This window comes from Micromonospora sp. R311 (genome assembly GCF_056780015.1).
This window is the reverse complement of the sequence record NZ_JBSWCE010000005.1, coordinates 12,469-28,489: the sequence shown is the minus strand read 5'-3', so window position 1 is coordinate 28,489 and position 16,021 is coordinate 12,469. Positions and strand designations below refer to the sequence as shown.

Here is a 16,021-nt window from a genome sequence, read left to right as displayed (position 1 = left end):
TGTCAGCCCTTCATCGCCACGGCCGGCGGCGCGCTCTCGTCACCGGAGAGGCTCTTCTGCGCCGCGGCCGTGTACGTCGTGCCGCTGCCGGCCAGCTTGGCCTGGAACATCGGCTGGAGCAGGGCGTGGTCCTCGGCGCGGATGGTCATCGTGCCCTTGATGCCGTCGAAGCTCCAGCCCTCCAGGGCGGTGACCATCTTCTCGACGTCGTCGCCACCCTCCTGCACGGCGCGGACGACCATCTGCGCGGCGGCGAAGCCGTCCGGGTGGAACAGGTCGAGCGTGCCGCCCGGGATCTTGGCCTTGGCGGCCTTGGTGGCCTCGTTGTCGGTGGCCCCGTCGAAGTAGTGCGACAGGAACGAGATCTTGCTGCCGGCGGCGCCGAAGGTGGGCCAGGAGGCGCGGATGTCCAGGCCGGTGACGACCGTGGTCGAGGAGAGCACGCCCTGCTGGTCGAGGGTCTGCCACATGGCCGGGGCGGTGGTGCCGGCCCAGGCGACGAAGAGCAGGTCCGGCTTGGCGGCCTTGATCTGGCTGGCGAACGGGGTGAACTCGGTGGCGCTGGCCGGGGCGCGGACGCTGCTGACGGTCGCGCCGGCGCCGCCGATGACCGTCTTGACGGCCGCCTCGTTGGCGTCGCCGAAGGCGCCGTCCTGGGCGAAGACCACGACCTTCTTGCCGGCCGGGTCGCCGATGAACGACCTGGCGGTCACCACGTCCTGGTACGACTGCCGCCCGGACCGGAAGGTGTACTTGTTCGCGCCGGTCACCGCGTCGGTGGCGGCCGGCCCGGAGATGAAGAGGACCTTGTTCTGCGCGGCGATCGGCGCGACCTGGAGGGCCACCCCGGACGCCGTCGAGCCGGCGATGATCTTGTGTCCCTTGCCGATCAGGTCCTTGGCCGCGGAGACCGCCTTCGCCGGGTCACCGGCGTCGTCGACCTCGGTGATCTCGATGGCCCGGTCGCCGACCTTGTTGGTGCCCTTGGTGGCGTAGTCGAGGCCGGCCTTGAACCCCTCGATGTACTGCTTGCCGTAGCTGGCCAGCGCTCCCGACTGGGAGTAGACCAGGCCAACCTTGACCGGGGCGGCGCTGTCGCCGCCACCGGAGGCGGTGTCCTGCGGGCTGCCACAGGCCGTGGCGGCGAGCGCCGCGGCCATCATCGTGGCGGTAGACAGGAACACCCGCCGCGTCGTCCGGACCGTCATTGCGACTCCACGTGAGGACTCGGAGGGAAGGGAACTCGTTTGTCGGCTCACGCTAGAAGTGACGTCACGCACGGGCTATGTGGCCGAAACACACAAGTAACAGGGGTGGGGTGGCCGACCGTAACAGCCTCCGACCTGCGGCAGTGACGGCGTACCACCACGATGGGCGCGGCAGCCATGGCCGAAACCGGGCATGTGTCGCACCGCGCCACCGACACCCGCCGAACGCGGTACGCCGCCGACCGTCCCGCCACCGTGGAGCCGCCGTCGGGCCGCCCGGCGCCGCCGACCGGTCGACACCCGCCGTCGGGCTGCCCCGCCGCGCCGACCGGGCGACACCCGTGTCAGCGCGGCGGCGCCGGAACGCAGGGGCCGTCGTGGTCGGCCAGCTGCCGGCAGCGCCGGCCGCCGTCGAGCCGGGCGTCGCAGAAGACCCGATGGCGTACGAACTGGGCGTCCTCCTCGGACACCGTCGTCTCGCCCGGATCGACGTCGGGGAGGAAGCCCAGCGCCCGGGTGATCGCCCGGGCGAACCGCTTCGCGGCGCCGAGGTCGGTGGCGAGCACCGGCAGGTGCACCACGAACCGTTCCCGCCCGTCGCCCATCGGCAAGACCCTCGCTTCCACGCCTGGAGGCGGCCCGGCCCGCGGGTAGGGGACGCGGACCGGGCCGCCGGCCCCGCGACCGCAGCCCTCGTCGGCGGTACGACCCCGGAGCCCACCTGAGTGTCCGGACTCCGAGGGTTTGCCGAACCAACCGGAGCCGGACAAGGAGAAGCTACCCCAAATACTTGTGTAGGTTGACCCTCGCGGTCGTGACACGACAGCTTGTTGCAGTTACTGGTGTAGGCCGGCATGATCGGAGACGCCGAACCAACCGGAGTCTCCCCATGCCGACAGCAGAAGCGCCATACCGCCGGATCGCCAACGACATCACCGCGAAGATCAAGAGTGGTGAACTCAAGCCGGGCGACAAACTGCCGTCAACCCGGGAGCTGGCCGAGGCCTACGACGTGCACATGAACACCGCCTCTCGGGCGTTGTCACTGCTGCACGACCGAGAGCTGATCACCGGGCAGCCCGGCCGTGGCACCTACGTCGCCGAGCGCGCCAAACAGTAGCCCCGCCCCGCCACCAACTCGCGCACCATCCCCGTCCCGGGGTCCGCGACAGCGCCCGCTGGACGTCCCGCCAGCTGCACTCCCCGCCCCGGGCCCGATCCCGATCCCGTCCAGACCCCGGTCCCGGTGGATCGCCCGCACCCCGTCCACGCCCTTCCGAGCTACCCAAGAACGGCCCCATCGCGGCCGTCGGCGGACGGTGACCGCCCCTGCCCAGGCGGATGCAGAGCAAGATCGTGCTCGATCATGGATGTAGGGGTGTCCCACCGCGGCCGAGGCCACTACAACCAGGAAACAGCGCGATCTTGATGGTCGCGACCGCCGGTCACGGCCTCTCGACGACCCCACCGGCCCCGCAGACGGGCCCACCGATCCCACCCACCCCGCAAGACAGACCCACCGGTGTCAGCGGTCCCATAGACGGGGCAGCTCGACAGGGCCCGTGCTGTCGCACCTGTCCGACAGCACGTCGGCCGGCCGGCCGGCCCCTGATTCGTTTCCGACATCAGCTCTAAAGCGTTCCGGGCGAGGACCGGGGCCGACCCGGGACGGCGGGTGCAGGGCAGGACGGCGCCCGATCACCGAGGTAGGGCCGCCCACCGGCACGTTCCCAACCGGCACGGCCACCGCCTGTTCGGCGGCCGGGACGGCCGGATGTCAGGAATCGCCGCCCGGCCCGGTCGCAGGTGGTTGACTGCGGCCTGAGGGGCGCGGACGGAAGGGACCAGATCATGAGGATCGTCGTCATCGGCGGCAGCGGGCTCATCGGCAGCAGGGTGGTGAGCATCCTGGAACGGCAGGGGCACGAGGCGGTCGCCGCGTCGCCCAAGACCGGCGTCAACACGATGACCTGTGCGGGCGTGCGGGAGGCTCTCGCCGGCGCGGACGTCGTCGTCGACGTGTCCAACTCCCCGTCGTTCGAGGAGTCGGCGGTGATGGAGTTCTTCCAGACCTCCACCCGCAACCTGCTAGCCGCCGAGGCCGAGGCCGGCGTGGGCCACCACGTGGCCCTGTCGATCGTTGGCGCCGACCGCCTGCCGGACAGCGGCTACATGCGGGCGAAGGTGGCGCAGGAGAAGCTTCTCGCCGAGTCCGGCATCCCGTATTCGATCGTGCGGTCCACGCAGTTCATCGAATTCGTCCCGCTCATCGTCGAGTCCGCGACCGACGGGGACACCGTCCACCTCTCGCCGGCCCTCATCCAGCCGATCGCGGCCGACGACATCGCGGCGGCGGTCGCCGAGGTCAGCGTCGGCGCACCGACCAACGGGGTGGTCGAGGTCGCCGGCCCGGAGCAGTTCCGGCTCGACGAACTCGGCCGGTCCACCCTGGCCGCGAGCGGGGAGTCCCGGGACGTGGTGACCGACCCCGAGGCGCGCTACTTCGGCGCCCGGCTGGACGAGCGTTCCCTCGTGCCGGTCGACGGCGCGCGGACTGGCCGGACCACGGTGGCGCAGTGGCGGCAGCGGGCGGGCGCCGGATCGTAACCTCCGGTGCTGCCCGCACCGGCCCGTCACCCCGCGCTCGAGCGGGACGACGGGCCGGCGGGTGCGGCGGCGTCAGCGCTGGGCGAGGCCGGCGCGGGCGGCCACGGCGGTGTCCGGGTGGTCGGCGAAGACCCCGTCCAGCCCCAGGCCGAAGAAGAGCTCGTACTCGGCCTGGATGTCGCCGCGGGCGTTCGGGTCGGTGCCGATCCGGAAGTCGGCCGGCAGGAACTGGTTCTCGGCGCGGAACGTCCAGGCGTGCACCACCAGCCGCTCCCGGTGCGCGTCCCCGACCAGGGTGGTCGGGGCGAGCAGCTTTCCGGCGGCGTCACGCGGGACGATCAGGTTCTTGTTCGCCCCGACGCCGTCGGCGTACCGGGCGATCCACTTCAGCCCGGCCGGCTGGGCCAGGTCCTGGTAGGTCCGGGTGTCACCGGCGACGGTGAAGTCGTACGGGCGGCCGGTGGCGTCGAGCAGCTGGGCGAGCCGGACGTCGATCATGCGGTCCAGCTTGCGCAGGTTGGCGGTCTCGAAGGACTGGACGATGACCGGGGAGTTCTTCCGGGTCAGCTGGTTCGCCCGGAGCACCGCCACCAGCGGCTCCTCCAGCGGCAGCCCGATCGAGGCGAAGTAGGTCGGGTGCTTGGTCTCCGGGTAGACGCCGATGGTGCGGCCCCGTGCCCGCCCCTCGGCCCGCGCGAGGTCGATGACCTCCTGGAGGGTGGGCACCTCGAACCGCCCGTCGAAGGCGGTGTTGGCGACCCGCACCTGCGGCAGCCGCTCCTTGGCCCGCAGCGTCTTCAGCTCGGCCAGCGTGAAGTCCTCGGTGAACCAGCCGGTCACCCGCGCGCCGTCGATGGTCTTGCTGGTCCTGCGGGCGGCGAACTCCGGGCGGGCGGCCACGTCGGTCGTCCCGGAGATCTCGTTCTCATGCCGGGCGACCAGGACGCCGTCCGCGGTGGAGACCAGGTCCGGCTCGATGAAGTCGGCGCCCTGCCGGATGGCCAGCCGGTACGCCTCCAGGGTGTGCTCCGGCCGGTAGCCGCTGGCACCGCGGTGGGCGATCACGAGCGAGCGCCCGCTGGCCTGCTCGGGGCCGAACGCCGGCCGGGCCGACGCGCCGACGGTCGGCACGGCCACCACGGCCGCGAGCAGGGCTCCGGCCAGCCCGAGGGCGGAAAGGGTACGTCGCAACGCGCTCTCCTGTCGTCGTCGAGGAACGCGCTCAGCAGACCGGCCCGGGTTGACCGCCAGGTGGTCGACGGCTGGCCGCCAGGTGAACCCTCCTGGATGCCGGTTTCTCCACCCCGGTCAGGGCGGAACAGGAAGATTGTCTGGTGCGCCGGTTTCTTCGTCACCCCGTGCGGCTGGTGCCGTTCGGCTTCCTGGCGACGATCCTGCTCGGCACCGGCGTGCTGATGCTGCCCTGGGCGACCAGCGAACACCGGTACACCCCGTTCGTCACCGCGCTGTTCACCGCGACCTCGGCGGTGTCGGTGACCGGCATGGTGGTGGTCGACACCCCGGCCTACTGGAACGAGTTCGGGCTCACGATGATCACCGTACTCACCCAGGTCGGCGGGCTGGGCATCGTCACCGGGGCCACCCTGGTCATCCTGGTGGTGGCCCGGCGGCTCGGGCTGCGCAACCGGCTGCTGGTGCAGGCCGAGACCCAGGAGTTCGGCTTCGGCGACGTACGCCGGCTGCTGCTGCGCATCGCCGGCACCGCGCTGGTCTTCGAGGCGGTGATCACCGCGATCCTCACCGTACGGCTGGCCGTCACCTACGACTACCCGCTCGGCCAGGCGGCCTGGCACGGCGTCTTCCACGCGGTGCAGGGCTTCAACAACGGGGGCTTCGCGCTCTACTCCGACAGCCTGGTCCGCTTCTCCACCGACGCCTGGATCACGCTGCCGCTGGCCGTCGGCGCGATCGTCGGCGGTCTGGGCTTCCCGGCGCTCTTCGAGGCGGTGCGGGAGTGGCGGCAGCCCGCCCGTTGGGCGGTGGGCACCAAGCTGACCGTCTGGGGCAGCGCGGTGCTGCTCGCGGTCGGCTTCCTCGCCCTGCTCGCCGTCGAGTGGGGCAACCCGCGCACCATCGGCCCGTTGGGCTGGCCGGACAAGCTGCTCGCGGCGTTCGCCCAGGACGCCTACATCCGCACCGGCGGATTCAACGTGGTCGACACCGAGGGCCTCGGCGAGGAGAGCTACCCCATGATCATCGCGCTGATGTTCATCGGTGGCGGCAGCGCCAGCACCGCCGGCGGGATCAAGGTGGCCACCTTCTTCCTGCTCGCCTTCGTCATCTGGGCGGAGCTGCGTGGCGAGCCGGACGTGACGATCGGGCACCGGCGGGTGGCCACCGCCAGCCAGCGACAGGCGATCACGGTGGCGCTGCTCAGCGTCGCGCTGGTGGTCGGCGGCACGGTGGGGCTGATCTTCATGACCGAGGGCGTGCCCTACTACGCCGCGCTGTTCGAGGTGACCTCGGCGTTCACCACCACCGGGCTCTCCGTCGGGGTCGCCCCCAGCCTGCCGGAGAGCGGCCAGCTCGCCCTCATCGCCCTGATGTACATCGGCCGTGTCGGGCCGCTCACCCTCGGGTCGGCGCTCGCCCTGAACACCCGACGGCGGCTCTACCGCTATCCGGAGGAGCAACCCATTGTCGGATGACAAGACCAGCGACGGCGGCATCCTGGTGATCGGGCTGGGCCGGTTCGGCGGCTACCTGGCCGAGTCGCTGACCCAGCTCGGCCACCAGGTGCTGGCCGTCGACCGCAACCCCGACCTGGTGCAGCGCTGGTCGGAGCAGCTCGACCGGGTGGTGCAGACCGACGCCACCGAGGAGGACGCGCTACGCCAGCTCGGCGTGACCGACTTCCAGAGCGCGGTGGTCGCCATCGGCGCCTCGGTCGAGGCCAGCGTGCTCGCCGTGCTGGCCCTGGTCGAGCTGGGCGTGCCGCAGATCTGGGCCCGGGCCACCTCGACCAAGCACGCCAAGATCCTGGGCTCGGTCGGCGCGCACCACGTGATCTTCCCGGAGGCGGAGACCGGTGAGCGGGTCGCCCACCTGATCGTCAGCAACATGCTCGACTTCATCGAGTTCGGTGCGGACTTCGCCATCGCCAAGGTGCGCGCCCCGGAGAGCCTGGTCGGGCACTCGCTGGCCGACGTCCGGCCGGCCGAGCGGCACGGGGTACGGGTGGTCGGGGTCCAGCTACCGGGCGAAGAGTTCCGCTACGCCACGGACGACACCACGGTTCTCCCCGGCAGCACGCTGATCGTCGAGGGGAGCATCCAACAGGTCCAGCGCTTCTCCACGCTCAGCTGAACTCATCCGCCCTTGCGGCCGTCCCCCTTCCCGTGGCCCTTTCCTACCGTCCCCCTTTTCCCGAGCCACCACCCGACCCCTTGCCCCTGCCCTTGCCGGAGTTGCCGGACTTCACCGTGGTGCCGCCGCCCGCCTTGGCGGTGGCGGTCTTCTTCGGCGGGGCCTTGATGACCGGGGGTTTGGCCGGGGCCGTGCTCGGCACCGTGCCGGCCACGCCGGAGACCTGCACCGCGCAGGTCTCGTCGCCGAGGCGGAACTCCACCGGCAGCGGGTTCACGCCGGTGTGCCGGCCGGTCAGGGCGACCTTCTCGGCGGCACCGGGCGCCAGCGCGGCCCGCTCCGGCGCGGGCCGCACGGTCACGGTGTTCCCCTGCTGGCTCACCGGCGCCGGCGCCGCCTTCGTCACCGTCTGCTGCCCGGGGAAGGTGAAGCGCATCGTCCAGTCCCGCAGTTCCCGGTCACCGGTGTTGATCAGGGTCAGTTCGGCGGTGAAGTCCTTGCCGGTGTCCGTGCGCAACGCGTACGCGACCCGGCACGGGGCGGGCTTCTCCACGCCCATCCGGGCCGGGGTGGGCTCGTCGACGCCGCCGCTGGCCGGGCTGCGCGAGGTCAGCCCCCACATGGTCGCGGTCACCGCGACCATGCCGGCGGCGGCCACCCCGGCCTCCACCTTCCGGCGCCGGGCCACCGTCCGGCGGTTGCGGGTACGCGAGAACGGCAGCGCGTCGGTCGCCGCCGACCAGGGCAGGATGGTGGTGCCGGCGCTGGCCAGCACGGCCGGGTCGGCCGGCGCGGCCGCCGGGGAGACCGGCACCGCCGGGATCATCCCGGCCGCATCGGCGAGGGTGCGGGCCACCTCGGCGGTGACCGGCCGGTCCTCGGGGCGCTTGGCCAGGCAGCGGCGCACCAGGTCGGCCACCTCGTCGGCCAGCCCCGGCACCGGCGGCATCGGCTCGGGGTCGTTGTACATGTGCGCGCGCAGCATCTCGGTGGTGGTGCTGGCCTGCCAGGGCAGCCGGCCGGTGAGCATCCGGTAGAGCAGCAGGCCGACCGCGTACACGTCGGTGGCCGGCGAGACCTGGCCGTTGTCCATCCGCTCCGGCGCCAGGTAGGCCGGCGTGCCGAGCAGGGCTCCGTCCGGCCCCTTCTCACTCTCCCCGACCAGCGCGGAGATGCCGAAGTCGACCACCTTCACACCGGTGGAGGTCAGCATCACGTTGCCCGGGGTGACGTCGCGGTGCACCACCCCGCGGGCGTGCGCGGTGGCCAGCGCCGAGGCGACCTCCGCGCCGATGGTCACCGCCTCCCGCCAGGGCAGTTGCCCGCCGCGGCGCAGCCGCCCGCTCAGCGACTCGCCGTCGACCAGTTCCATCACCACGTACGGCACGGTCAGCCCGACCTGCTCGGACTCGCCGTAGTCGTACACGTTGGTGATGTTGGGGTGGCAGAGCCGGGCGGCGGCCTGCGCCTCGATCCGGATCCGGTGCCGGAAGGCCCGGTCGCTGGCGAGCCGGGAGGCGAGCACCTTGATCGCCACCTGCCGGCCGAGCACCTCGTCGTAGCCGCGCCAGACCACGGACATGCCACCCGCGCCGAGCTGCTCGATCAGCCGATAGCGCTCACCGAGCAGTTGCGCGCCGTTCCGGAGCTCTCCACCCATGGTCAGCGTTGTTGCCCCGGAGTGCGGGGGCTACACCTCCAGGGTCGGAATCGGTCAGTGATGTCACCCGTTCAGGCGGTGGCCAGCAGTTGGTCCACCGGGGCGTAGTCGTCGGTGAGCACCAGCGCGTCGCCGACGAAGTCGTCCAGCTCGGCGCCGGTCAGCAGGCTCGTCGGCTCCTCGAGGGTGTCCAGCCGGGCCCGCACCGCGTCCAGCGGCAGCGGGGCGTCGGAGGCGACGATGAGGAAGTTGGAGCCCTGCTCGCCGGCGAGCGCGGCCGGCGGGGCGACCAGGGCGACATGCCGGAACTCGGCGGCGACGGTGGCCAGTTCGCTGCGGATGAAACGCAGCGGCGGATAGTCGATGACGTTCTGCACGTAGACGCCACCCGGCCGGGTGACCCGGCGGATCTCCGCGGCCATCTCCCGGGTGGCCAGGTGCCAGGGCACCACCAGGTGCCCGAACGCGTCGCCGACCACCAGGTCACGGCTGTCCCCCGGCTCCCCGGCCACCAGCATCCGGGCGTCACCGACCACCGCCCGCAGATCCGGCCCCTGGCGTACGCCCAGCTCGCGCTCGCCCAGGTCGACCAGGCCGCCGTCGATCTCGAAGACCACGTTGTCGGTGCCCGGCCGGGTCGCGGTCAGGTAGCGCGGCACGGTGAACCCGCCCCCGCCCAGGTGCAGCGCGTCCAGCCGCCGCCCCGGCGGCGCCACCACGTCGGCCACCGCCCCGATCCACCGGGTGTAGGCGTACTCCAGGTGGGTCGGATCGGCGAGATCCACGTAGGAGTGCTGGGCCGAGTTGAGCAACAGGGTCCGGCCGGTGCCCCGGTCTGCGTCGGCCTCGACCCGGGCGCAGTGGTACGCCGTCTCGATGTCGCACGGGTTCGGGGCGACGGTGGTCAGCCCCGCCCCGACCAGGCCGAGCACCGCCAGCGCGGCCTTGGCCCGGGCCGGGCCGGGCGTGGCGGTGCGGTCCTGGCGGCGCAGGTGGACCCCGAGGGCGAGCCCGGTGACGCCGAGCGCGGCCGCCAGGGCGAACAGGATCACCGTGCTGGGCAGGGCGGCGACCAGCACGAACCCGGTGCCCAGGGTGGCCGTGATGCCGCCCAGCGTGCCGATGCCGGAGAGCCGGCCGACCACCTGGCCGGTGCGGCGCAGGTCGGCGAGCTGCAGCTTGACCACCAGCGGGGTGACCGCGGCGAGCAGCGCCGCCGGCACGAAGACGGCGAGCGCGACGAGCAGCAGGATGGCGGTCGCCGCGCCGCCGCGCAGCACCTCACCGGCGTACCGGACCACCGGCAGGGTGACCGCGGTGGCGATGCCGGCCAGCACCAGTGCCGGCGCCAGCAGCGTGCGCGGATCCCGCCGGTCGGCCAGCCAGCCGCCGGACCACGCCCCGTAGGCGATGGCGGCCAGCGCGATGCCGATGACCGAGCTGGTCACCTGGAGGGTCACCCCGACGTACGGGCCGACCAGGCGTAGCGCGACCGTCTCCAGCACCAGGACGGCGCCGCTGGAGAAGAAGACCAGGAACGCGGCGAGGCCGTTGGGCAGGGCCCGGCCGGTCGCCGGCTCGGGCCGCGCGGGCGGGACCGCGACGTCGGGCGATGGGGAGCTCACCGTCGCGATGGTACGCAGCGAACCTGGCGCTCCGGGTCAGTACATCGAGAGATGAACATGGTTCGTGTGGTCCGCGGCCGGGCTGCCACCGCCGCTGTAGGACCGCCAGCCGGTGCCCGGGTGCCAGATCTGCCGGTACCAGATCACGTAGAGCACGCCGAGCCGGCTGGCGTTGCGCACGTGCCAGGCGGCCAGGCTGTCCCCGTACGCCTTGTCCCCGCCGGTGGCGGTCCGATCCTCGAACCCGCCGGCGGCGGCGGAGAAGTCGCAGGCCCGACCCTTCGGATGCTCGCCGGAGCCGCCGCTGCGGTAGCAGGAGACGTAGCGCTTGTAGCCGGCGGCCTTCGTCTGCTGGAGGGCGTTGAGGGTGCGCGGCGTGATGCACCCGGAGGTGGTCGGGTCGTCGACCGAGCAGGACTCCGACGGCCAGGACCCGTCCGGGTTGCGCGGTGCCGGCTTCGCCGAGCTGGAGCTGGCGCCGCTGAAGCCGCCGCTGCCGCCCGAGCTGACCGCGGCCAGGGCGGCCTCGGCCTCCTTCTTCTTCTTCGCCATCACGGCGAGCTGCTTCTGCTGCTCGCGCACCTCGGCGTCGAGCGCGATCTTGGCCTGCCGCGCCTGCTCGCGCGCCTCGGCCAGCTCGCGCAGCCGCTTGCTGTCGCGCTGCGCCATCAGGTCCAGGTTCGCCGCCCGCTCCAGGAACGCCTCCGGGGAGGCGCTGTTGAGCAGCATCGACGCCGGCGTGAGCCGGCCCACCCGGTAGGACTGCGCGGCCACCTCGGCGACCTGGACGGACAGGTCAGCCAACCGGGCCTCCAGGCCGACCAGCTCGCCCACCAGCGCCTTCTGCCGGCGCTTGGAGTTGTCGAGCTTCGACTTGGCCTCGAGGTGCGCCTTCGCGGTGGCCTCCAGGGCGTCCCGCAGCTTCTTGGTGCCGCCCTCGTTCGGCTCCGCGTACGCCGGCACGGCGCCCATGCCGAGCAGCAGCGCGAGGGCGGCGAGCAGGGCGATCAGCGGGCGGCGGCCACGACGCCCGACGGGCTTGGTCCTGGGCACGACTGCATCCTTCCGTCAGCCGCCGGCCCCCGTGGTACCGCTGCGCGGCGGCGGTCACCGCCGGCGCCGGTCGGCGGCCTGCTGGCGGAGACCGGCGGTCAGGATACCGGAACGGCGAGCCCTGACCAGGCCCGCGAGCCGCCACGTCATCGATCTTCGACAGCGCGTGTCCAGCCGGTCGCGGACCGCCGCGGTCAGCCGCCGAGAAGCGCGTCGCGGACCTCGGTCCAGATCGCGTCGTTCGCGGCCACCAGCAGCCCGCGCCCCTCGTCGGCCGGGTGGTAGTCGGTGCCGTCGAAGCGCCGGGCCACCCCGCCCGCCGCCCGGACCAGCAGCGTGCCCGGGCCGTGGTCCCAGGGCAGGGTCCGCCAGAAGAGCACGAACTGCTGGTCGCCGAGGAGGACGTCGAGGTACTCCCGGCCGGCGCAGTGCTGGCCGGGAAGCAGCTCGCCGAACCGTCCGGCCCCCGTGTCGACGGTGGCCCGGGAGGCCGGCGGCAGGAACCGGGTCATCGCCGCACCCCGCAGCTCACCGACCGGCGGCGCCGCCCGGCTGGTCCGCAGCGGCCGCCCGTCCAGCCAGGTGCCCTCGCCGGCGCGGGCGGTGGCGAGCGTGTCGGCGAGCGGGTCGAGCACCCACGCGGCGGCCGGCTCGCCGTCGGTCAACAGCGCCACCATCAGCGCGAACGGCCGGCGGCCGGCGGCGAAGTTCGAGGTGCCGTCGACCGGGTCGACCAGCCAGACGTCACCCGTCCCGCGCAGGTGGCGCAGCAGGCCCGGGTCGTCGGCCACCGCCTCCTCGCCGACCACCACCGAGCCGGGGCGCAGCCGGCGCAGCGCCGCCGAGATCACCTCCTCGGCCCGCCGGTCGGCGACGGTGACGATCTCGCCGGGCGCCTTCTCGGCCACGTCGGCATCGTCCAGCTTGCGGAACAGCGGCAGCACGACCTGGTCGGCGGTCTCGCGCAGCAGCCCGCCGACGTCGTCGAGCAGGGTGTCAGCCACGCGGCGGCAGCTTCACCACGCTGACGAAGAACTCGTCGATCTGCCGGACCACCGAGATGAACCGCTCGAAGTCCACCGGCTTGGTGACGTACGCGTTCGCGTGCAGCTGGTAGCTGCGCAGGATGTCCTCGTCGGCCTGCGAGGTGGTCAGCACCACCACGGGGATCCGGCAGAGCTGCTCGTCCTTCTTGATCTCCTCGAGCACCTCCCGGCCGTCCCGCTTGGGCAGGTTCAGGTCGAGCAGGATCAGATCGGGGATGACCGCGTCCGCGTACTGGCCCTCGCGACGCAGGTAGGCCAGCGCCTCGGCGCCGTCGGAGACCACGGTCAGCCGGTTGCGGAGCTTGTGCTCGTCGAACGCCTCCTGGGTCATCAACACGTCACCCGGGTCGTCCTCGACGAGCAGGACCTCGATCGGGCTCTTGCCGTCTGCCGGCGCGGTCATCCCACGGTCTCCTTCATGCCACCCGTTCTACCCTCGTCCGGCGCGGCCGGGGGGCCGTCCGCCGGCTGCTCTTCCTCGGCCCCTCCGGCCTGCTCGGGCACGACCTCGCCGGCCGGGGCGTCCGGCCCGGTCGCCGGCTCCCCCTCGGCCGTCACCGGCGCGTCGTCCGGCGCCTCGGTGGCCACGGTCGCCGCCGCGACGTCCTCGGGCAGCGCGGGCAGGGTGAACCGGATCGCGGTCCCCTCTTCGACCTCGGTGTCCACCCAGACCCGGCCGCCGTGGTACTCGACGATCTTCTTGACGATCGCCAGGCCGATCCCGGTGCCCGGGTAGGCGTCCTTGGCGTGCAGCCGCTGGAAGATGACGAAGATCTTGTCGGCGAACTCCGGCTCGATCCCGATGCCGTTGTCCTGACAGGTGATCTCCCACTCGTCGCCGACCAGGCGGGCCGACACGTGCACCCGGGGCCGCACGTCGGGACGGCGGAACTTGACCGAGTTGCTGACCAGGTTGGCCAGCAGGTTGGTCAGCAGCGGCTCCTCGCCGCGGATCACCGGCAGCTCGGACCAGGTCAGCTCGGCGTCGGCGTACTGGAGGGCCGCCTCGGTCTGCCCGGCCACGTCGCCCATCACCTTGTTCAGGTCGACCTCGGTGAAACCGGCGGTGAGCCGCCCGATCCGGGAGAAGGCCAGCAGATCGTTGATCAGGCGCTGCATCCGCTGCGCGCCGTCGACCGCGAAGGCGATGTACTGGTCGGCCCGCTCGTCGAGCTGCCCGGCGTAGCGGCGCTGGAGCAGCTGGCAGAAGCTGGCCACCTTGCGCAGCGGCTCCTGGAGGTCGTGCGAGGCCACGTACGCGAACTGCTCCAGGTCGCGGTTGGACCGGGTCAGCTCCTCGGCCTGCTTCTGCAGCTGGCTGTTGACCCACTCGATGCGTTCCCGGGCCTCGCGCACCTCGGCCAGGTCCGCGGCGATCTTCCGCCGCATCGCGTCCACGTCCTCCGCCAGCTGCCGGAACTCCGGCGGGCCGGCGCCGTCGATGCCGTGCTGGTAGTCGCCCTCGGCGACCTCGCGCACCTGGTCGGCGAGCGCGGTCAGCGGGCGGACCACCATCTTGTCCAGGGAGACCAGCAGCAAGACCCCGGTGACCACCACCACCAGCGCGGCCACGATCAGCAGGACGACCAGCAGGTTGCCGGTCCGCTGCACGTCCCGGGCGCTGCGGTCCCGGGCGGCGGAGATCTCCTCCTGCAGGGCGTTCACCGCGGCGCGGACCTGGTCGAACTGCTGGCGGGCCTGGTCGGTGACCAGCGCCTGCCCGGCTGCCGTGCCGCTCCGCTCGGTCGTCGTGATCACCGGAAGGGCGACCGACTGCCGCCACTGCTCGGCCCGGCTCTCGACCTGGCGCAGCTCCTCGCCGATCTCCGGGTAGTCGTCCAGCAACGCCCGCATCGAGACGACCCGGTCCCGTTCCAGCTTCACCCCGGCGTCGAACGGGGCCAGGTCGGCCCGGTCACCACTGACCGCGAAGCCGCGCACCGCGGTCTCCTGGTCGAGCAGCGCGTTGAGCAGCTCCTGCGACTGCACCCGCAGCGGGGTGGTCTTGTTGAGCACGGCGTCGGTCTTGGCGCGGTTCTGGGCGGCCACGGACGCCTCGGCGACCGCCAGGCCGACCAGCAGCAGCCCGACCACGACGAGCAGCGTGACGACCCGCTGGCGCAGGGTCCAGCCGCGGGTGTTCGCGGTCACCGGCCACCACCCCGGCTGAGCAGCAGCATGGCGACGTCGTCGGCGAGCGGGCCACCGTTGAGCTGCTCGGCCCGCCCGACCAGCCAGGCCGGCAGCTCGGGCAGCGGCACCTGCTGGCTCGCCAGATCGGCGAGCAGGTCGCTCAGGCCGGGCACGTCGAGGCGCTCGTCGCCTTCGCCGATCCGGCCCTCGATCAGGCCGTCGGTGTACATCAACAGGGACCAGTCATCGGTGTCGAAGGCCAGGTCGTAGGCCACGGGCCGGCGCGGCCGTACGCCCAGCAGCAGGCCGCCGGGCGCCGGCACCGGCGCGACCCGGCCGCCGGAGAGCAGCAGCGGCGGCGGGTGACCGGCCAACCGCACGGTGGCCCGGTTGGCGTCCAGGTCGAGCCGGGCGGTGGCCACGGTCGCGAAGATCTCCTGCAACCGGCGCTCGCTCATCAGCACCTGCTCCAGCGCCGGCAGCACCTCGTCGTCCGGCACCCCGGCGAGGATCAGGGCCCGCCAGGCCACCCGCAGTTCGACGCCGAGTGCCGCCTCGTCGGCGCCGTGCCCGCAGACGTCGCCGACGATCAGGTCGAGCCGGTCCGGCCGGGTCTGCACCACGTCGTAGAAGTCCCCGCCGATCAGCGCGGCGTGCCGGCCCGGCCGGTAGAAGGCGTGCACCGCGACCTGGTCGGTGGTCATCAGCGGCTGCGGCAGCAGGCCGCGCTCCAGGCGGGCCGACTCGGCCTGGCGCAGCTCCACCTCGCGCAGCCGGCGGGCGTTCTCGTCGGCCCGCTTGCGCTCCACGGCGTAGCGCAGCGCGCGGGTCAGCAGCACCCCGTCGACCTGCCCCTTGACCAGGTAGTCCTGCGCGCCCTCGGCGACCGCCACGATGCCCAGGTGCTCGTCCGAGCGGCCGGTCAGCACGCAGACCGCGGCGCCGCTGGCCATCTCCAGCACCTGCCGCAGCCCGTCCAGCCCCTGCGCGTCCGGCAGGCCGAGGTCGAGCAGGACGCAGTCCACGCCCATCACCCGCTGCCGGGCCTCGCTCAGGCTGGTCGCGACCAGCAGGTCGATCATCGAGTTGGTCTCGGCGAGCAGCTCGCCGACCAGGAAGGCGTCCCCTTCGTCGTCCTCGACCAGCAGCACCCGCAGCCGCTCACCGGGCGGCAGGTTGGGGTGCCGTCCCAGGCCGCCGTGCGGGTACGGCACCACGGAGGAACCGGCCAGACCGGTCCCCCGGTACGGCCGGGTCACCGCCGCGAGACGCGGGAGTTCGCTGGTGATGTCGGGCTCCTTCCGAGTGCCCTGCTGATCCTGTATTAGACAACGGTCGCACACAACACGACGGACCCGGCGC

14 protein-coding genes are annotated in these 16,021 nt (G+C 72.7%); 4 read left to right on the top strand and 10 right to left on the bottom strand.

Features of this window, described 5'->3' with window-relative positions; translation table 11 throughout:
- Window positions 1–2: 2 nt before the first annotated feature.
- Complete coding sequence (locus AC1WTP_RS05220; RefSeq protein WP_481648116.1) at window positions 3–1,208, bottom strand: substrate-binding domain-containing protein; 1,206 nt, start codon at window positions 1,206–1,208, stop codon at window positions 3–5.
- Between the two features lie 344 nt (window positions 1,209–1,552).
- Window positions 1,553–1,813, bottom strand: a complete 261-nt coding sequence (locus AC1WTP_RS05215) for a hypothetical protein (RefSeq protein WP_481648272.1) — start codon at window positions 1,811–1,813, stop codon at window positions 1,553–1,555.
- A 284-nt stretch (window positions 1,814–2,097) separates the two neighbouring features.
- Here AC1WTP_RS05215 and AC1WTP_RS05210 point away from each other — a divergent pair, with 284 nt between their 5' ends.
- Together AC1WTP_RS05210 and AC1WTP_RS05205 are read left to right on the top strand one after the other, a co-directional pair.
- Window positions 2,098–2,328 carry a GntR family transcriptional regulator gene (locus AC1WTP_RS05210; protein ID WP_481648115.1) on the top strand — a complete coding sequence of 77 codons (231 nt, stop codon included), beginning with the start codon at window positions 2,098–2,100 and terminating at the stop codon, window positions 2,326–2,328.
- Window positions 2,329–3,059: 731 nt separating this feature from the next.
- On the top strand, window positions 3,060–3,815 hold the full coding sequence (locus AC1WTP_RS05205) for an SDR family oxidoreductase (RefSeq protein ID WP_481648114.1): 756 nt from the start codon (window positions 3,060–3,062) through the stop codon (window positions 3,813–3,815).
- A 72-nt stretch (window positions 3,816–3,887) separates the two neighbouring features.
- Here the strand turns inward: AC1WTP_RS05205 and AC1WTP_RS05200 are convergent, their stop codons facing one another.
- Entirely contained in the window at window positions 3,888–5,006 is a 1,119-nt protein-coding gene (locus tag AC1WTP_RS05200) for a glycerophosphodiester phosphodiesterase (RefSeq protein ID WP_481648113.1), read from the bottom strand.
- Window positions 5,007–5,149: 143 nt separating this feature from the next.
- On the opposite strand from AC1WTP_RS05200, the gene AC1WTP_RS05195 reads away from it, so the two are divergent.
- Both AC1WTP_RS05195 and AC1WTP_RS05190 read left to right on the top strand, forming a co-directional pair.
- Entirely contained in the window at window positions 5,150–6,484 is a 1,335-nt protein-coding gene (locus AC1WTP_RS05195) for a TrkH family potassium uptake protein (protein WP_481648112.1), read from the top strand.
- Between the two features lie 25 nt (window positions 6,485–6,509).
- A complete protein-coding gene (locus tag AC1WTP_RS05190) occupies window positions 6,510–7,142 on the top strand; it encodes a potassium channel family protein (RefSeq protein ID WP_481648271.1) in 633 nt (210 codons plus the stop codon).
- 43 nt (window positions 7,143–7,185) lie between these two features.
- Here the strand turns inward: AC1WTP_RS05190 and AC1WTP_RS05185 are convergent, their stop codons facing one another.
- The 7 genes from AC1WTP_RS05185 to AC1WTP_RS05155 form a co-directional block, all read right to left on the bottom strand.
- Window positions 7,186–8,802 (bottom strand): serine/threonine-protein kinase, encoded by a 1,617-nt coding sequence (locus AC1WTP_RS05185; RefSeq protein WP_481648111.1) that lies wholly within the window; start codon window positions 8,800–8,802, stop codon window positions 7,186–7,188.
- A 71-nt stretch (window positions 8,803–8,873) separates the two neighbouring features.
- Complete coding sequence (locus AC1WTP_RS05180) at window positions 8,874–10,427, bottom strand: fused MFS/spermidine synthase (RefSeq protein WP_481648110.1); 1,554 nt, start codon at window positions 10,425–10,427, stop codon at window positions 8,874–8,876.
- Between the two features lie 36 nt (window positions 10,428–10,463).
- Window positions 10,464–11,480: a coiled-coil domain-containing protein gene (locus tag AC1WTP_RS05175; protein ID WP_481648109.1), complete on the bottom strand. Its 1,017-nt coding sequence runs from the start codon at window positions 11,478–11,480 to the stop codon at window positions 10,464–10,466.
- A 194-nt stretch (window positions 11,481–11,674) separates the two neighbouring features.
- Complete coding sequence (locus tag AC1WTP_RS05170) at window positions 11,675–12,484, bottom strand: inositol monophosphatase family protein (RefSeq protein WP_481648108.1); 810 nt, start codon at window positions 12,482–12,484, stop codon at window positions 11,675–11,677.
- Window positions 12,477–12,929 carry a response regulator gene (locus AC1WTP_RS05165; RefSeq protein WP_481648107.1) on the bottom strand — a complete coding sequence of 151 codons (453 nt, stop codon included), beginning with the start codon at window positions 12,927–12,929 and terminating at the stop codon, window positions 12,477–12,479. The genes AC1WTP_RS05170 and AC1WTP_RS05165 overlap by 8 nt, the downstream gene beginning before the upstream one ends.
- Entirely contained in the window at window positions 12,926–14,677 is a 1,752-nt protein-coding gene (locus AC1WTP_RS05160) for a sensor histidine kinase (RefSeq protein ID WP_481648106.1), read from the bottom strand. Before AC1WTP_RS05160 ends, AC1WTP_RS05165 begins: the two co-directional genes overlap by 4 nt.
- The gene (locus tag AC1WTP_RS05155; protein WP_481648105.1) at window positions 14,674–15,918 is read right to left on the bottom strand and encodes a PP2C family protein-serine/threonine phosphatase; all 1,245 of its coding nucleotides are present in this window, start codon (window positions 15,916–15,918) and stop codon (window positions 14,674–14,676) included. The genes AC1WTP_RS05160 and AC1WTP_RS05155 overlap by 4 nt, the downstream gene beginning before the upstream one ends.
- Between the last annotated feature and the right edge of the window lie 103 nt (window positions 15,919–16,021).